General features: G+C 58.6%; 16 protein-coding genes. 7 read left to right on the forward strand and 9 right to left on the reverse strand.

All coding sequences use genetic code 11. The features are described 5' to 3' along the window. Positions 1-63 precede the first annotated feature (63 nt). From AX768_RS26150 to AX768_RS26165, 4 genes are all read left to right on the forward strand, one after another. Positions 64-987: a LysR family transcriptional regulator gene (locus tag AX768_RS26150; RefSeq protein WP_062002991.1), complete on the forward strand. Its 924-nt coding sequence runs from the start codon at positions 64-66 to the stop codon at positions 985-987. Positions 988-1,091: 104 nt separating this feature from the next. Then, on the forward strand, positions 1,092-2,219 hold the full coding sequence (locus AX768_RS26155; RefSeq protein WP_062002992.1) for a muconate/chloromuconate family cycloisomerase: 1,128 nt from the start codon (positions 1,092-1,094) through the stop codon (positions 2,217-2,219). 36 nt (positions 2,220-2,255) lie between these two features. Beyond that, positions 2,256-2,534, forward strand: coding sequence for a muconolactone Delta-isomerase (catC, locus tag AX768_RS26160; RefSeq protein ID WP_062003686.1), 279 nt, complete (start codon positions 2,256-2,258; stop codon positions 2,532-2,534). Positions 2,535-3,125: 591 nt separating this feature from the next. Further along, positions 3,126-3,779: an RNA polymerase sigma factor gene (locus AX768_RS26165; RefSeq protein WP_082779093.1), complete on the forward strand. Its 654-nt coding sequence runs from the start codon at positions 3,126-3,128 to the stop codon at positions 3,777-3,779. A gap of 505 nt (positions 3,780-4,284) precedes the next feature. Here AX768_RS26165 and AX768_RS26170 read toward each other — a convergent pair. Continuing rightward, positions 4,285-4,926, reverse strand: a complete 642-nt coding sequence (locus AX768_RS26170; protein ID WP_062003687.1) for a glutathione S-transferase family protein — start codon at positions 4,924-4,926, stop codon at positions 4,285-4,287. A gap of 341 nt (positions 4,927-5,267) precedes the next feature. Between AX768_RS26170 and AX768_RS26175 the strand changes: the two genes are divergently transcribed. Together AX768_RS26175 and AX768_RS26180 are read left to right on the forward strand one after the other, a co-directional pair. Then, complete coding sequence (locus AX768_RS26175; protein ID WP_062002993.1) at positions 5,268-5,873, forward strand: TetR/AcrR family transcriptional regulator; 606 nt, start codon at positions 5,268-5,270, stop codon at positions 5,871-5,873. A 122-nt stretch (positions 5,874-5,995) separates the two neighbouring features. Next, positions 5,996-6,685, forward strand: a complete 690-nt coding sequence (locus tag AX768_RS26180) for a type 1 glutamine amidotransferase domain-containing protein (RefSeq protein WP_062002994.1) — start codon at positions 5,996-5,998, stop codon at positions 6,683-6,685. Between the two features lie 75 nt (positions 6,686-6,760). Here the strand turns inward: AX768_RS26180 and AX768_RS26185 are convergent, their stop codons facing one another. The 4 genes from AX768_RS26185 to AX768_RS33005 form a co-directional block, all read right to left on the reverse strand. Further along, entirely contained in the window at positions 6,761-7,657 is an 897-nt protein-coding gene (locus AX768_RS26185) for an NmrA family NAD(P)-binding protein (protein ID WP_062002995.1), read from the reverse strand. A 127-nt stretch (positions 7,658-7,784) separates the two neighbouring features. Then, positions 7,785-8,327 carry a carbonic anhydrase gene (locus AX768_RS26190; RefSeq protein ID WP_062002996.1) on the reverse strand — a complete coding sequence of 181 codons (543 nt, stop codon included), beginning with the start codon at positions 8,325-8,327 and terminating at the stop codon, positions 7,785-7,787. Between the two features lie 77 nt (positions 8,328-8,404). Then, positions 8,405-9,121, reverse strand: a complete 717-nt coding sequence (locus tag AX768_RS26195; protein ID WP_062002997.1) for a hypothetical protein — start codon at positions 9,119-9,121, stop codon at positions 8,405-8,407. A gap of 81 nt (positions 9,122-9,202) precedes the next feature. Then, entirely contained in the window at positions 9,203-9,358 is a 156-nt protein-coding gene (locus AX768_RS33005; protein WP_231941616.1) for a hypothetical protein, read from the reverse strand. Between the two features lie 174 nt (positions 9,359-9,532). On the opposite strand from AX768_RS33005, the gene AX768_RS26200 reads away from it, so the two are divergent. After that, complete coding sequence (locus AX768_RS26200) at positions 9,533-10,489, forward strand: GlxA family transcriptional regulator (RefSeq protein ID WP_062002998.1); 957 nt, start codon at positions 9,533-9,535, stop codon at positions 10,487-10,489. A gap of 55 nt (positions 10,490-10,544) precedes the next feature. On the opposite strand, the gene AX768_RS26205 is transcribed toward AX768_RS26200, so the two are convergent. The 4 genes from AX768_RS26205 to AX768_RS26220 are packed head-to-tail and all read right to left on the reverse strand — an operon-like array spanning position 10,545 to position 14,170. Then, a complete protein-coding gene (locus AX768_RS26205) occupies positions 10,545-11,309 on the reverse strand; it encodes an SDR family NAD(P)-dependent oxidoreductase (RefSeq protein ID WP_062002999.1) in 765 nt (254 codons plus the stop codon). 10 nt (positions 11,310-11,319) lie between these two features. Then, entirely contained in the window at positions 11,320-11,985 is a 666-nt protein-coding gene (locus AX768_RS26210; RefSeq protein ID WP_062003000.1) for an ANTAR domain-containing response regulator, read from the reverse strand. Between the two features lies 1 nt (position 11,986). Further along, the gene (locus AX768_RS26215) at positions 11,987-13,141 is read right to left on the reverse strand and encodes a transporter substrate-binding domain-containing protein (protein WP_062003001.1); all 1,155 of its coding nucleotides are present in this window, start codon (positions 13,139-13,141) and stop codon (positions 11,987-11,989) included. Between the two features lie 42 nt (positions 13,142-13,183). Continuing rightward, positions 13,184-14,170 (reverse strand): acetamidase/formamidase family protein, encoded by a 987-nt coding sequence (locus tag AX768_RS26220; protein WP_062003002.1) that lies wholly within the window; start codon positions 14,168-14,170, stop codon positions 13,184-13,186. Position 14,171: the final 1 nt, after the last annotated feature.

A 14,171-nucleotide genomic window follows, 5' to 3' on the forward strand; every position in this document is an offset into this window, starting at 1 on the left:
GTCCAGTCGGAAAGGCCCGTCCAACACTGATTTAGTATCGGGCTATATCAAGGAGGTATCGAGATGGAACTCCGGCATCTGCGCTACTTCGTAGCGGTAGCCGAAGAGCGCAATTTCACGCGAGCGGCCCAGCGGCTTCACATGGCCCAACCGCCCTTGAGCCGGCAGATACAGCAACTCGAAGAGACACTCGGAGTGCAACTGTTCGAGCGCAACTCGCGCCCGTTGAAGCTCACGGAAACGGGCAAGTTCTTCTATCTCCATGCCGTGCAATTGCTGGCGCAAACCGCCGAGCTCGAATCCATGACGAGGCGGGTCGGCAATATCGAGCGTAGCCTTTCAGTTGGCTTTGTGGGCTCGACCTTGTATGGACTGCTGCCGAAAATCATCCGGCGTTTCCGGGATGAAAACACGACGGTCGAGTTGAGTCTCCACGAGATGTCGACAATGGACCAACTCAGGGCGCTTAAAGACGGGCGCATCGATATCGGGTTCGGCCGTATCCGGCTCGAAGACGCAAACATACGCCGAGTAGTGCTTCGCGAGGAAAAGATGATCGTCGCCTTGCCGGAAGGGCATGCGCTTTCCATGAGCAAGCCCATCCTCGCGCTTCGGGACCTGGTGAACGAGACGCTGATCATTTTTCCGAAAACGCCGAGACCTAGTTACGCCGACCAGGTCCTCTCCGCATTCCAGGACAGGGGTCTGAAGCCTCACCGGATTTATGAAACGCGGGAACTGCAAGTCGCGCTCGGGCTGGTAGCCGCCGGCGAAGGGGTGTCTGTTGTGCCGAGCAGCGTGCATGGCCTGAAACGCAGCGACGTGAGCTATAAGGAACTGGATGATCCCACCCTTGTATCGCCCATCATCATGAGCACGCGCTTGCTTGACGAGTCGCAAGACATCAAGGAAATTCTGGAGCTTATTTACCGGCTCTACGAAGAGGAACACATACCCTACGTACCCCGCACCGGCTCCGGGGGCTGATGCTCGTCATACCGCAGAGGTATGGCACTAGACGTCGACGGTGTTGGACACGGGATCATGGGGCGCGTAATACTTGAGCAACTCATAAACTTTGCCCATCCGCCATGAATGCCCAAATCATCTCCGTCGAAGCAATCCTGGTCGACCTTCCGACCATTCGCGCGCATCAACTGGCAATGGCGACGATGCAGCAGCAAACGCTTGTCATTGTGCGCCTGCGTTCGAGCGATGATATCGAGGGTCTTGGCGAAGCCACCACCATTGGCGGCCTCGCTTACGGTGAGGAGAGTCCCGAGGGCATCAAGCTGACCATCGACACCTACCTCGCACCTGCGCTGATCGGAATGGATGCGACCAATGTCAACGGTGCAATGCTAAAGTTGAACAAGGTCGCACGGGGCAACCGGTTCGCCAAATGCGCACTGGAAACGGCCTTGCTGGACGCTCAGGGCAAGCGCCTGGGCGTTCCGGTTTCAACGCTGCTGGGTGGCGCTGTGCGCAAGACACTTCCGGTCCTGTGGACGCTCGCGAGTGGCGATACCCAACGCGATATCGAGGAAGCGGAAATGCTCCTTGCCGAACGTCGTCACAACACCTTTAAACTGAAGATCGGCCGGCGCGGCGTTCGTGAGGATGTGGCGCATGTATCGAAAATCAAGGCCGCACTTGGCGGCCGAGCCAAGGTCACCGTCGATGTGAACCAGGCATGGAGCGAGGTCGACGCAACCTTGGGGATCGAGGCGCTCGAAGCTGCGGGCGTCGACCTCATCGAGCAACCCACTCCACGAGAACAACGTGGAGCGCTCGCCAGACTTGCGTCGCGCTTCATTGTTCCCATCATGGCCGACGAAGCAGTGACCGGCCCGGAGGACGCCCTCGAACTCGTGCGCGGTGCATGCGCGGACGTGTTCGCATTGAAGATTGCGAAATCCGGCGGCATCTACGCAATGATGCGCACTGCCGCCATCGCCGATGCAGCCGGCGTGTCCCTGTATGGCGGAACCATGCTTGAAGGCAGCGTCGGGTCGGTTGCGTCAGCCCACGGCTTCAGCGCGCTTCCCCAACTTGACTGGGGCACGGAGTTGTTCGGCCCCCTTTTGTTGAAAGACGACATCGTCACCGCGCGTCCCCAATACCGCGACTTCGATCTGCATTTGCCGGAGGGGCCGGGGCTGGGTCTTCATATCGATGAGGAAAAGCTCGCTTTCTACCGGCGCGACAAACGCAATTAAGCCCACAACCCTGTACCTTTGGACGATAAGAAACTCATGCTATATCTCGTGAGAATGGATGTACACCTGCCACTCGATATGCCAACGGCTCAGGCCGACGAGATCAAGGCACGAGAAAAAGCCTACTCGCAAGAACTGCAACGCTCCGGGAAGTGGCAGCAACTGCATCGCGTTGTTGGCGAGTATGCGAATTACAGCGTTTTCGACGTCGACTCACACGACGAACTGCATGCGATCCTTTCCGGATTGCCGTTGTTTCCATACATGACGATGAACGTGACGGCGCTCGCACATCACCCGTCGTCGATCCGCTGAAGCTGCGAACGCACGCACTCGCAAGCCTTGACGCCGCGCGCAATTCGCACCTGTCAGAGACCAGTTGCGTCACCCGTTGTTCCCAACCACGTCTGTCCACTTGCATGGCGACGAAGTTGCGCGGGCTAGAGGTCTAGGGATGCTCTCTAGGCGGCACGAAATCAACGTCCAATCGTCGACGGCCAGTTGCAACAACAGATCCCAATTTTTCTATTACGGCTCGGTTCATACCTCAAGCCGCTCGTCTCCAGTCTCGCATCGAACAAAAGCGATGCGCTCTCGTTGCACAGGAACGCCGTGTATGGCGTATTCGATGGCGCTTGTCACTGAGCTTCAACGCTTAGCGTGTTGGTCGTATGTTGCAATAACGCGTTTTCGCTTGCATGCGGTCGCTGCAATACAGGCTTGGCGCGTGCTACAAGCAGACGCTTCGCAAGCGACCGACGTCGCGCGGGTTTTCAACAGACCGTCCGGCAAGGGTTCTAAACTGGATCCAGGCTTCTTGCGGGCACGGCGGTTGCGACATGTGTTTTCGGGGACAAATCATGATGTTTGCGCGGCAGCATCGCTGTCTCCTCACACGAGATCGCAATGCAAACCATATTCCCTGTTGATCCGGGTGCCGCTGTACTTGTCCAACTTCTCGAACGCATTTCAAGCCGCGATGTAAAAGCGCTAAGGACTCTTTACGAACTTACCTCTCCATACCTGCTTGTGATCGCACTTCGCATACTGCGACGCAGGGAGTTTGCTGAAGAAGTACTACAAGACACATTCGTCAGCGTCTGGAAGTCCGCTCCTGACTATAACAGCAGCGTTTCCCCGCCAATGGCGTGGATGGCGGTGATTGTTAGAAGTCGCACCTTCGACTATTTAAGACGACGCAAATCCTCTGCGGGGCCGGAGATAGAGTGGAGCGATAAACTTGACGAAATCTTGACGGCTGAAACACTTGATCCCTGTGAACTTGCGGCCTTGAATCAGCAAGCGCGACACTTGGCAACATGCATGAACTTCCTCCAAACCAATCAGAGGCGTGCATTGGAGCTAGCGTACTTTCATGATTTAACGCACAGGGAGATAGCGGAGGAAATGACCGTACCGCTTGGGACGGTCAAGGCATGGTTGCGTCGTGGGACCGAAGCGCTCAAGGTGAGTCTGGGCACGAATGGCGGGACCGTCTCATCAACGTCGCCGGCAACTGCGAAACATCTCTCTTTAAGTTCGGTACGGGTAATCAATTAGGCATACGTCTATGAGCTCGGGTCCTGGAGACTTGTCCAAGGCGTCCACAGCCCGACACATCGGACGCAGGCCGACCCGAAACGGTCAATCAAATCCATACAAAGCAGTCATTCAGTCAAGTCCCAGATTAAAGCCATTTCGCTCATCCGGGAACCCGGGCGCGCGACGATCTACGTAGTTCGTTTCCATTCCGGTGCTGTAGTTACTCTGAATGCATTGGACAATGGCCGCTTGTCATTTCCAGACCCGGCGATTTGCCCACCAAGGTGTTCTGCACAACGTTTGAATCCGAAGCGAGTCAAAGCATGAGTCTTATCCATCTTCTCCACCTTGACACCGGCTTCCACTATCTGCCGCACCGGACGACACCTCCGCTATCCAGGCTGACGCGTCGTCCGTTGGACGGTGCGCGCAGAGTCCCAAGTTAATTGACCAAGTTGGGATGACATGCCCCGGCTGAGCAAGCTCAACAATTACGGCCAGTTTGAGCAAGCGTCGACCCGCTTCAAGTAAGCAACGGCGTCAAGTCCGGATCGCCTTTAGCCATCGCCCGCTGGTATGCGGGCCGTGCGCCGATGCGCTGCAGATACGCGAGTATGTAGGGATAAGGCGTAAGGTCGACAGAATGAAACAGGCGCATGGTGGTCAGCGAGAACACGCTCATGATGTCGGCGGCGGTGAAGTCGCTTCCAGCCAGATAATCGTTCTGCGCGAGCCGCGCGTCGAGCAGCGCGAGCACCTTGTCCAGCCGTTCTTGCACCGATGCCTGAATCGGATGATCGGGCGCCAGGCCGCAGCGTCCCACCATCATCGATCGTCCCATCACCGGTTGAAGATTTCCATTGGCGAAATGGAACCAGTAAAGGTAGGCGGCAAAATCCGGATGGTCGGGCGCAAGCTGCAATCGTCCGTGCCCATAGCGCGCAAGAATGAATTCGACAATAGCGGCCGACTCAGCGAGCAACATACCTTCGACTTCGACAAGCGGCGCAGCGCCGAGCGGGTGCAGCGCTTTCAGTTCCGGCGGCGAAAGGCGGGTGACCGCGTCTCGCGTGTATTTTTCGAGCTCGTAAAGAACGCCGAGTTCTTCGCAAAGCCAGACGACACGTTCCGATTGAGAATGACCGAGGTGATGGATTTTCAGCATGAAGCTTTCCTGGCGAGAATGTGAAGACAGGCCGAAGCCAGTCGATAGTGACGCTAGATAGCGCGAGGCTTGGAACGCTTGCGAACGATGGATTACAGCTTTCGCGATTTCCACGAGCGTCGTCGACGAGCGAAACTGAACGCGCATGAACCCGCACCAAGATAGGCAATGACCGACGAGGTTCGCAACCTGCGGGAAGCGCCACCCTATTTTATATGGCCGAAAAGCGCATTATGAACGGCGACTTGGGGCTGATGGCCTGCCTCTGTCCTCGCAAACGTCAAGACACTTTTTTTAAACTACTCGTAGACGACTGGTCTACTACGCGTTATAGTCCGTACATGGCCACTGCAAACACATCTGAAACCACCGACGTCCGCGAGAACATCATCGCCGTCGGTCAACGGCTGATCGGCGCCAAAGGGTTTTCTGCCGTTGGCCTGAATGAAATTCTTTCGGAGGCCGGCGTGCCGAAGGGATCGTTCTATCATTACTTCGGTTCGAAAGATGCGTTCGGCGTGGCGCTGCTCGAGAGTTACTTCGAGGACTATCTGGACGATCTCGACCGGACGCTTGCTCAGCCCGGTCTGGATATGGCACAGCGGTTGGCGGACTACTTCCGCATCTGGCAGGAAACGCAATCGTTCTATGACTGCCAGGGCAAATGTCTTGCGGTCAAGCTGGGCGCCGAAGTGGCGGACATGTCGGAAGCAATGCGTGCCGCATTGAATCGCGGCACGGCAGGCATCGTCAGCCGGCTGGCGCGCGCTATCGAGACTGGCGTGACGGAACGATCGCTTGCAATTGAGGGTGACCCGCAGAACGTTGCGCAAAGCCTCTACCAGCTATGGCTGGGCGCCAGTATCATGGTCAAGATCGTTCGCAATGTGCAGCCCTTCGCAATGGCAACGACGACAACGCAGCAGATGCTTCACCTTGCCACCTGAAAGATCGGCGCGGCAAGTGCACCTTTCCGGAGGTGCTTTTTTAGGCTCATTTTATAGACGACTGGTCTACTACAACCGTTAGCGCTATACCGATTCACTTACTCACCCGACGGAGAAACACCATGAAAGTACTGATGATTCTGACCTCGCACGACCAATTGGGCAGCACCGGCCGCAAGACCGGTTTCTGGCTCGAGGAACTGGCAGCGCCTTATTACGCGTTCAAGGACGCCGGCGTGGACATCGTGCTGGCTTCGCCCAAGGGTGGCCAGCCGCCGCTCGACCCGAAAAGCAACGAGCCCGCGAACCAGACCGAAATGACGCATCGCTTTGAAGCCGACTCGCAGGCAACGGCGCAACTCGCGACCACCGTGCGCCTCGACAGCGTCTCGCAGTCGGACTTCGATACAGTCTTCTACCCAGGCGGTCACGGTCCCCTGTGGGACCTCGCCGAAGACAAGAACTCGATTGCGTTGATCGAATCGTTCATCGCCGCTGGAAAGCCAGTCGCCTTGGTCTGCCACGCCCCAGGCGTCCTTCGCCACGTCAGGTCGGCGAACGGCAAGCCGCTGGTCGAAGGCAAGAAAGTGACCGGCTTCACAAACTCAGAGGAAGCTGCAGTCGGGCTGACCGATATCGTGCCGTTCCTCGTGGAAGACGAACTCAAGGCGAAGGGCGGCGTATATTCGAAGTCCGATGACTGGGCGCCCTACGTCGTCAGCGACGGGTTGCTGATCACGGGGCAAAACCCCGCTTCATCGGCGCCGGCTGCGGCTCTTCTGCTCAAGCACCCCGCGCTCGCCGCGAAGTGAAAAAAGCCGCGCGAAGTGGGAGGCGCGCGGCGACAAACGATGCTCGAATTCTTCGGGTTCATCGCATGGAAAAAGCTATTGCTCTTTTTCCCCCTGAAAAACCGCGCGGTTCGCAGTCACGTAATCGCTCACTGACATTGGCTTCCTGCCGGTAATTCGTTCGACATTGTCGTTCGTGCCTGCGAACTCGCCCGCCCGATAAGCCCGATACACTGAAGCGATGTGCTGAATGAAATGCGCTGACAGGCCGAGCTGCGTGAGCCGTGCTTCGAACGACTCGAAGCTCTCGTCCTCGTAACGGATCGGTCGGCCGAGCGCTTTGCCCACCGCCTTCGCCAACGCCTCGTGATTCATTTCTTCAGCACCGAACAGCGGATAGGTTTTGCCCGCATGAGGCGCGGGATCCAGAAGGATACTGGCGATCACGCGGCCCTGGTCGGCAGCGGCGATCGGCGCGTGCCGGCCGGTGCCTGCGGGCACACGAAGCAAGTCGTGGTTGGCGATAAGCGGCAACTGGAAACCGTACGTCAGCCATTCCATGAAGAACGTCGGACGCAGATGCGTTGTCGGAACACCGGCCCAATCGAACACGCGCTCGCCATACCAGTGGGCGAGCGCAGCCTGGCTGCGCGCGTCGTCCTTGGCCGAGATTTGCGACATATTGACGATCGACTGAACGCCCGCAAGCTTTGCCGCATGCGCGAAATAGGCTGTCGCATCGATGAGCCGCGCTTGCATGACCGGGTACACGAAATACGCGCCAGCGACACCCTGCAGCGCCGCTTGCACAGCATGACTGTCCAGCAGGTCGCCCATGACGATCTCGACGTTTCTCTCGCGCAACGCGGACGCACGCTCGTCTTCGCGATGCACGAGCGCCCGCACGCGAGCGCCCTTCGACAGCAACTCCGCAATGGCGGCGCTGCCCGTGTCTCCAGTGGCGCCTGTGACCAGGTATAAATCAGGGTTCATCTCATACTCCAATAGAAGAGTTCATCGGCAGGACTGTCACGCGCCGAGACTGAAGCGACCGGTAGTTCGGACGAGTGCCGGCCTGCTCGCTATGCGGGACCTGCTCGTGCCGATTCGCACACCGTCGCTAAGCGGCGGGCGTCCGCAGAGGCGCTGGGGCCGCCACAGTCTCGACCAGGCCGGTTTTCACGTCATAGACCAGACCCGACAGCATCAGGCCGTCTGGAAGCTCGAGACGCGTCTTCAGTGTCGCGATATCGAGGAGGATGGCCTTGTGGGGCTCCGTGATCGCCATATCGTCCAGAGCGGCTGACTCGACGTCGAGATACTTGGAGAGCACCGCAGGTGCATGCCGGTAGCAGCCGATGATGCCGCAATCAGTATGCTGAAGCAGAACGAGATTGCGTGGCCCTCCGGGACGTCCGGCCGCGGCTCCTACAACGCTCAGCACTGCCAACGTTTCGAGCAACGCATTGTTGACCCGGCCGCCGACATTACGAATCACCGCCGCTTCGCCCAGCTTCAGGCCCAGCACGTTCGCGGGATCGACACGCGGGTCGACGCAGCCCACGACGATCGTTCCTGTCGACGGCATCATCTTGAGGTCAGGCTTAAAGCCCGTTGTGGAAAAGCTGGCGTTACGTTCGAGCATGTCGTCATGGAAGTTCATTTGTCTCCACTCCTGCATGTTGGGGAAAAGTTGTCCGGCTGGAATTTCGATCGCGATTCGGCTATCGACTTGTCGCGTCAGCCGGATAGTCGCTGCTTGCGTACTTTGGTCGCGCCCGGACGAAACGCTCGAAACGCGAGGATATGTAAGGCCAGCGCCAGGGGCACGAAGAACCCCGGAATGAACGTGTACGGGAACATCAGGATTGCCGTGTCGGGCGGATCTGCATCGATCAGTCGAAGCGGTCCTGGCGCCGTCAACACGGCACGCGCGACGATGTTCGCCAGCGAAATTATTCCGATGACATTCCACGCCCATGCGATCCGGCGACCAGCCGTACCGCGCGATGCGAGCCATGCGGCTACGGGCGCGGTAACAGCCACTACTATCTCGATGTTGCCGCCCTCGAGGGTCATCAGTTTCGGCGCCAGGCCAAGACTCCAGAGACGATGCAGGAACATTTCCACGCCGACGCGAAATACCTGAAATCCGATCAGGACACCAAGCGGAATCTGCTCGGCGAGCATGGCGCCGCCTCGGGTCAGCACGACAGCCAGCACCGCGGCCAGCACCGGCAGCGTGAGTAGCGCGATGCCGGGAGGGAATGTGTTCGCATGCCGCCCCACGATACCTGTCACGCCCATCCAGCCACCAAATACCAACCAGATCGCGATAAAACCCAGCGTCGTGGTCGCTTCGCGAGAGCCGAGCCTCACGCATACAGCGATCGCAGCCGCGGCGTCGACCAGCACAAGATAGGCGATAAAAACGGCCGACAGTGACACGGTAGGCATGTGTTTAATTTAGACGGAATGCAGTCCGGTCAATCGCGAGCCCGAGCACGTCCGGACGACTGCAATGCCCGCGCAAATCCATCATGCGCTTCCTCTTGTAGATCTGCCGGAAATCGCGAACTGAACGGCCTGCTTGCCCAGCTCCAGGATTTTTCGAACGACCTTGTCGACCGCGCCTTCCCGACTGTAGAGGACGGGCGCTATCTGTACGGAGCCCGCTCGAAGAATCTTCGACATGATGGCGTTCCTTTCGGCCGGTACAAGGTGAACAGGGAAAGCGCTTGTACCTTAACGCGTCCGGCCGTTACGATGCATGTCGTAATTGCCACCATTTAAGACGTTTGCAGCGGCGAGCGAAGCACGTGGCCGCCCTGTCGCCATCTGCGGAACTTTCAGACTGCTGGAGGAAAGATGCATCGGATAGGATTCATCGTGCCTCAGAGGTTTCAGCTGATGAGCCTCGCGGCGCTTACGGCGTTCGAAATAGCGAACCTGCCCCCGACCGGCGAGTGCTACGACATTCATCTGCTGTCAGAACATGGCGGACCGGTGCGTTCGTCGGCCGGAATGACACTGGAAACCGAAAAGTTTGGCGATCCCTGCTTCGACACGGTCATCGTCGGTTCGATCACCGAGCTGAAAATGCCGCCATTCGAACCAGCAATGATCGCGTTCGTGCAGGAAGCGGCCAAAGCGTCCAGACGGATCGCCTCGATTTGCAGCGGGGCATTCGTTCTCGCCGAGGCCGGCCTGTTGAATGGCCGGCGTGCAACCATGCACTGGGCACATGCGGCCGAGTTCAGGGCACGCTTCCCCGAGGTCGCAACAGACGAAGACCGGATTTTCGTCAACGATGGCCCTGTCTGGACCTCGGCGGGAATGACCGCCGGGATCGACCTTGTGTTGGCGTTGATCGACCATGACCTCGGCCCCGACGCCGCAAAAACGGTTGCCAGGCTTCTCGTCATGAATCAGCGTCGGCTAGGTGGACAGAAGCAGCATTCGGCACTGCTCGACATGACGCCCAAGTCCGATCGCATCGAATCGGTCTTCGTGCACATCCGGAGCAATCTGCGCAGTCCGCTGACGGTCGGGGAGCTGGCGGCCGTGGCCAATCTCAGTCCTCGCCAGTTCAGCAGGGCCTTTGTGGCTGAGACTGGTGTGCCACCGGCAAAAGCGGTGGAACAGCTTCGGCTCGAGGCTGCCAGATTCATGATCGAGCAAGGCCGGCACACGCTCAATGTGGTAGCCGATGAAACGGGCTTTGCAGACAGGGAGCGCATGCGCCGCGCTTTCCTTCGGACGTTCGGTGTTTCGGCAGATGTGCTGCGTCGAAATGCCAGAACAGAACCGGTCGCCGACAGATGAGATCCGGCCGGCGAAAGGCTTTTCCGAAGACGCGGCGATCGCGCTCACGTCCTGCTTATAACTGCACGCCCCGCGTCAGTGCACCGTCTACCACGAGGTTCGTGCCGCTGACAAAGCTCGCAACAGGGCTTGCAACAAACGCGACCGCGTTCGCGATTTCCTGTGGCGTCGCCATGCGCTTGGTCGGATTGAGCGCAAGCGCTTCCGCATAGAGCGCCGGATTGTTGTTCTCGATCCAGTCCCAGACGCCGCCCTTGAAATAGACGTTGCCCGGCGACACTGTGTTTGCTCGAATTCCCTTCGCCGCAAGCTGGTAAGCAAGGCCCTGCACGTAATGCACGATCGCCGCCTTGAACGTGCCGTACGGCCCCGCGGCAAAGTCCACTTCCCGACCCGAAACACTCGAGATGGCAACGATCGAAGCGGCTTGACTGGCTTCGAGATAAGGCATGGCGGCATCGACCAGGTTGACCGTCCCGAGCATGTCCGTTTCGAACTGCTTGCGCCACGATTCAATGTCGTTCGTGATGGAAAGCGCGCTCACATTTGCAACGACGATATCGAGGCCGCCCCAGTGCTGTGCAACGTCTTCCACCCACTGCTTGAGCGCTGCGCCGTCGGCTACGTCAATGCCCGCTCCCAGCGCCGCGCTCCCGCTCAAAGCGCCAAGGGATGTAGCCGTCTGCTCGGCGGCCTGCGCGTCGCGCGAGCAGATCGCAACCATTGCCCCTTCCTTTGCCAGTGTTTGCGCAATCGCCAGCCCAATGCCTTTGGTGCCGCCCGTGACAATCGCCTTCAGTCCTCTTAGCTGCAAATCCATTTTGGGTCCTTTAAAGGTCCGGCTGGGTATGTGTATCGTCGGGACAGGGCTTGATGGCCGTGCGTTTCACCTTCAGCAATTCGCCCGCCTGGATAATCGAGTGGCACATGTCGTCGACGCTGACGCGCTTGGCCATCGCCTGGCCGCGGAGAATTTCATAAGCTTCAGCTTCCGATATCTGATGCATTGCCATCAGGATCGACTTGGCCTCGTTGAGATGCCGCGCACCGTTCACCTTCTGCTCGAGGCTCGCGATCCGCTCCGTCATCTGCCGGTTTTGCCTGGCATTCTGCATGGCGAACACGACCGTTGCCAGCAAGCCTGAGGCACGTATTGGCGTCGTGATGATCGCGTTCGAGCCCATCTTCAAAGCCTGGTCGATAAACGTTGGATTTTCATAGGAGATGATCGATATCACCGGTGGCGCTTCCGGCCCGAGCCATGCATCCCTGGGCGCCTGCTCTTCCGGAATCAGCGCGCGAAAAACCAGGTCGACCTTGTCCGGCAGCACTTCGAGCGGCGGCCAGAATGCCGTCACCTGAAAGCCCATGCGCTTCAGGTGATTGGTGAGGGTCGCGCCGTCGTTGTCGTCGGGATGAAAGACGACGACAGACAGTCCCCGGTTCAGTACCGAACCGGTCAGGCTGCGTTGTCGACCCTCACGTTGTGACGTCACGTCAGTACTCCCGCGTGCTGAGCTTCGTCACCCAGTCGCCCAGGCTCTGTGATGCCATGTACGGGTCCGGGGGCACCGCGCTGGCCGATTCGCGCAGGATGGAAAACTGCCCGTCGCTTTCCGCGCGCCCGATCCGCGGATACAGCGCCATGTGATGATTGACGCGGTCGATATGCACAAGCCCTTGCGGCGCTGCGAATTGCGCGCCAAGCAAATGCGGCATGATCGTACCGATATCGTCCGAGCCTGCCTTATTGAAGGCATTTGCATACATGTGCATCTGGTAGTACGCCGCCTCCCAGTTCATGTCGGTGGGATGCTGGCGTCCAAACCGCTCTGTATGGCGCGCGAGCGCTGTCCTGTTTTCAGGCGTGCCGATACTTTGAAAATACGGCGCCGCAGTGATATGTCCGGTCGCGACGCCACGTTCCATCAACGATATTTCGGTTTCCGATGTATTCAGGCTGCCTATTGGCATGCGCGCCGGATCCAGATCCGCATGCGCGAATGCCTGGTAGAGATATGGCACGGTACGCCCTATCACCGTGCAGAAAATGAAGTCGGGGCGTTTCTTCCGGATGTCCGCGACGACATCGGCGAAATGTTCGAACGGTGCGTTCAGATCCAGATACCGTTCGCCGAGAATTGCGCCGTCGGGATGCTGCAGCAACAGTTCCTGCATTGTCCGGTTGCATTCATAGGGATACACGTAGCGCGATCCGACCATGTAGCACCGCGCGCCGTAGGTCGACGTCATGAAGTCTGCAAGCTGCAAGCCGTTCTGGTTCGGTGAAGCGCCGCTATAGATGATGTTCTCGGAAAACTCGAAACCTTCGTATTGCTGCGAGTAAATCAGCAGACGATTATGTTTCTCCACGACGGGCAACATCGCCTTGCGGCTCGACGACGTGTAACCGCCAAAGATCACGTTGACGCCGTCGTCGAGAATCAGCTTTTCTGCAAGCGCCCGAAAGCGTGTGGAGTCCGAGCCCGGATCGTAGTGCACGACCGACAACTCACGCCCTGCTACACCGCCGCGCTGATTGATCTCCTCCACGGCCAGGATCGAACCTCGCCATTGCGACATCTCCAGCGGCGCAGTTGCACCGGTAGTCGAGCAGAGCAGCCCGATCTTGACAGGTTCGGATAAAGACATGGAGCGCTTTTCAGATCAAACATTCATGGGACAGCGTTGGCATCACTTCAGGTAGTGCTTCGCGATCATTGCGCCGACCGTGTATTTTGGATCGACAAAATTGCCGAGACGCACCTTGCCGCATTGACTCAGCATCATATAGGCATCCCATTTGTCGAATCCGTATTCCGCAGCCATCCACAGCACGAGTTCACGATACGCAATCCGCGTCGCGTCCTCGAGCGGCCGCGCGCTGCCAATGCTCATCAACGCGTCCTCGTTCTCAAGACGTGGCCACGCTATGGCCCAGTTCTTGATCAGGTCCACGCGGATGGTGGTCGTGCTTGCGTATTCAACTGCCGTTCCGCAGACCTCCCCGTCGCCCTGGCACGCATGCGCGTCGCCAATGAACAAACGGGCGCCCGGCGAGCGGACCGGCAGGTAGGTGATGCTGCCCGGCCCCATGTCGGGTACGTCCATGTTGCCGCCGTGGGAATCCGGTGTCAGCGAATTGATGGAGTCGATTTCCGGGGAAAGACTCAACGTGCCGATATGCGGCTTGTACGGCAGGGTATTGCGCCGGCTCCAGTAGACGTTGTCTTCGTCGATCCTGATCTTGCGGACAATTTCCGGCAGCGGTTCATTGAGCAAGGCCGTGTAGTCCGTACCCGTCAGCGCGCCGAAGTTGGGGATCATGCAGCAAAAGCCATGGGGATCATCGCCACGCGGCGCCATCTTTTCGATGTACACCGCAATCACGTCACCCTTCTCCGCCCCCTCGATCATGATCGGGCCATTCTGCGGATTCAGGAACGGCATCTTCAGGATCTGCGACGGCTTGTCCGTCTCGGACGTGATCTTGCCTTCGAACGCATCACGCGTCTCGACCACGACCGTATCGCCAGGCTGAACGTGCATGACCGGTGTGGAATACGGACCGATGGTGTAATGAAACGTGTCCTGCAGCGCTTCGGTCAGGTGATGGGTCGTGCCTTCGCGATTCGCGCCCACGCCGCGTTGCATCATGATCGAATCCTTAAGCCATTGCATG

It is taken from the genome of Burkholderia sp. PAMC 28687, from assembly GCF_001577465.1.
Lineage (GTDB): Bacteria > Pseudomonadota > Gammaproteobacteria > Burkholderiales > Burkholderiaceae > Caballeronia.

Bases quoted from the DNA above. Each gene is read 5' to 3' on its own strand.
- AX768_RS26150 (WP_062002991.1), top strand. From the start codon at position 64: ATGGAACTCCGGCATCTGCGCTACTTCGTAGCGGTAGCCGAAGAGCGC.
- AX768_RS26155 (WP_062002992.1), top strand. From the start codon at position 1,092: ATGAATGCCCAAATCATCTCCGTCGAAGCAATCCTGGTCGACCTTCCG.
- catC (WP_062003686.1), top strand. From the start codon at position 2,256: ATGCTATATCTCGTGAGAATGGATGTACACCTGCCACTCGATATGCCA.
- AX768_RS26165 (WP_082779093.1), top strand. From the start codon at position 3,126: ATGCAAACCATATTCCCTGTTGATCCGGGTGCCGCTGTACTTGTCCAA.
- AX768_RS26170 (WP_062003687.1), bottom strand. From the start codon at position 4,926: ATGCTGAAAATCCATCACCTCGGTCATTCTCAATCGGAACGTGTCGTC.
- AX768_RS26175 (WP_062002993.1), top strand. From the start codon at position 5,268: ATGGCCACTGCAAACACATCTGAAACCACCGACGTCCGCGAGAACATC.
- AX768_RS26180 (WP_062002994.1), top strand. From the start codon at position 5,996: ATGAAAGTACTGATGATTCTGACCTCGCACGACCAATTGGGCAGCACC.
- AX768_RS26185 (WP_062002995.1), bottom strand. From the start codon at position 7,657: ATGAACCCTGATTTATACCTGGTCACAGGCGCCACTGGAGACACGGGC.
- AX768_RS26190 (WP_062002996.1), bottom strand. From the start codon at position 8,327: ATGAACTTCCATGACGACATGCTCGAACGTAACGCCAGCTTTTCCACA.
- AX768_RS26195 (WP_062002997.1), bottom strand. From the start codon at position 9,121: ATGCCTACCGTGTCACTGTCGGCCGTTTTTATCGCCTATCTTGTGCTG.
- AX768_RS33005 (WP_231941616.1), bottom strand. From the start codon at position 9,358: ATGTCGAAGATTCTTCGAGCGGGCTCCGTACAGATAGCGCCCGTCCTC.
- AX768_RS26200 (WP_062002998.1), top strand. From the start codon at position 9,533: ATGCATCGGATAGGATTCATCGTGCCTCAGAGGTTTCAGCTGATGAGC.
- AX768_RS26205 (WP_062002999.1), bottom strand. From the start codon at position 11,309: ATGGATTTGCAGCTAAGAGGACTGAAGGCGATTGTCACGGGCGGCACC.
- AX768_RS26215 (WP_062003001.1), bottom strand. From the start codon at position 13,141: ATGTCTTTATCCGAACCTGTCAAGATCGGGCTGCTCTGCTCGACTACC.
- AX768_RS26220 (WP_062003002.1), bottom strand. From the start codon at position 14,170: ATGCAATGGCTTAAGGATTCGATCATGATGCAACGCGGCGTGGGCGCG.